Genomic DNA, 1,682 nt, shown 5'->3' on the forward strand with positions numbered 1-1,682 from the left:
TACTGCTGGAGTCGGCGGAGTCGCGGCTTCGGCTGCTCGACGCGATGCGCGAACAGTGGATCGCGGACCTGCGCGCGGACGGCAAGAGCGAGCAGAGCATCGCCAAGCGGATCCGGCGCGGCGACGTACTGCGGGGCGCGCCGTGTCTGGTGGTGCCGTGCCTGGTGATGGACGGATCGCACGCCTACCCGGACCCGCGACGGGCCGCCGCGGAGCGGGAGATGTTCGTCGTGGCCAACGGCGCGGGCATCCAGAACTTCCTGGTGGCGCTGGCGGGGGAACAGCTCGGGTCGGCGTGGGTGTCCTCGACGATGTTCTGCCGGGACGTGGTGCGCGAGGTGCTTAAGCTGCCCGACGACTGGGATCCGATGGGCGCCGTCGCCGTGGGCCACCCGGCCGCGCCCCCGCGGGAGCGCCCGCCCCGGCCAGTCGGCGACTTCATCGAGGTGCGCTGACCCACGCCGACGCACGCGCGCCGGGGCGAACGGCGGTGTTCACAGCCGGGCGATGTCGCCGACCGGGAACCGGGGTTGCCGACGGGCCGGGCCGCGGCCGGTGAGCATGATCAGCCGTGCCGCGCGGTGCCGCTGTCCCTCGTAAGGGGCCAGCAGTTCCAGCATCCCGGCGTCGTCGGTGTTCCGGGCACCGGTGAGCGAGTAGCCGATGATGCGCGGCAGGTGGAGGTCTCCGACGGTGAGGGCGTCGGGGTCGCCGTTGCTGCGCTGCAGGGTTTCGGCGGCGGTCCAGGGGCCGATGCCGGGGATGAGCTGGAGGCGGGTCATCGCGGCCGCCAGCTCCATCGACGCCGCCTCCTCAAGACGCGGGGCGCGCCGGGCGGCGCGGATGACCGTGGCGGAGCGTTTGCTGTCGACGCCCGCGCGGTGCCATTCCCAGGACGGTATGAGGCACCACGCGCGGGGCTCCGGCATCACGTACATCCCGTCGTGCGGGCCGGGCGCGCGCTCCCCGTGCCTGCGCACGAGCAGCCGCCAGGCGCGGTACGCCTCATCGGTGGTGACCTTCTGCTCCAGCACCGACGGAATCAGCGCCTCCATGACCAGACCGGTACGGGCCAGCCGCAGCCCGGGATGACGACGGTGCGCTTCCCGGGTCAGCCGGTGGTGGGCGGTGAAGGCCGACGGGTCGTCCTCCGCGCCGAGCAGCGCGGGCAACCGGTCCAGGGCCCACTGCCCGCCCGGGCCCCACGCCTCCGCCCGTACGGCCGCGGCCCCGGCGTCCGCCGTGATGCGCAGTGTCGCGGGCCCGTCCGGCGTACGGGTCGCCCGCCAGACGGCACCGCCCTCGACGCGGTAGCAGGGGTCGTACGGGCCGCGCCGCAGCACGCGCAGACAGCTCCGCAGGTCATACGGCTCGGGTGCGGTCCAGATCCGGGTGGCAGACACGCCCGACAGCGTAGGCGCGACGAGCGTGACCGGGTACCAGTCACTGGTGACCGGTACCCGGTCACTGGTCCGAGGAGAAGCGCACCGCCCCCGCCGGAATCCGCGCACCGCACCAGACGCGGATGCCGTCCCGCAGTTCGTTGCCCTCGCCCACCACGGCACCGTCCCCGACCACGGCGCCGTCGAGCAGCGTGCCGGCCCCGACCCGGGCGCCCGCGCCGATCAGTGAGTCCCGCACCTCGGCGCCGGTTTCGATGACGGCGCCGTCCAGCACCGTGG

General features: G+C 74.1%; 2 protein-coding genes and 1 pseudogene. 1 reads left to right on the plus strand and 2 read right to left on the minus strand.

The genetic code is table 11. The annotated features are described in order from the left end of the window. Positions 1-455, plus strand: a 455-nt coding sequence (locus tag ACRDP3_RS23905) for a nitroreductase family protein (RefSeq protein WP_431519064.1), incomplete at its 5' end; no start/stop codon positions are given. A gap of 39 nt (positions 456-494) precedes the next feature. Here ACRDP3_RS23905 and ACRDP3_RS23910 read toward each other — a convergent pair. Both ACRDP3_RS23910 and ACRDP3_RS23915 read right to left on the minus strand, forming a co-directional pair. After that, positions 495-1,403: a DNA-3-methyladenine glycosylase family protein gene (locus ACRDP3_RS23910; protein WP_431519065.1), complete on the minus strand. Its 909-nt coding sequence runs from the start codon at positions 1,401-1,403 to the stop codon at positions 495-497. Positions 1,404-1,464: 61 nt separating this feature from the next. After that, positions 1,465-1,682, minus strand: a pseudogene (locus tag ACRDP3_RS23915) (NDP-sugar synthase); the annotation flags it as partial.

It is taken from the genome of Streptomyces sp., assembly GCF_050698815.1.
In the GTDB taxonomy this organism is placed as follows: domain Bacteria; phylum Actinomycetota; class Actinomycetes; order Streptomycetales; family Streptomycetaceae; genus Streptomyces.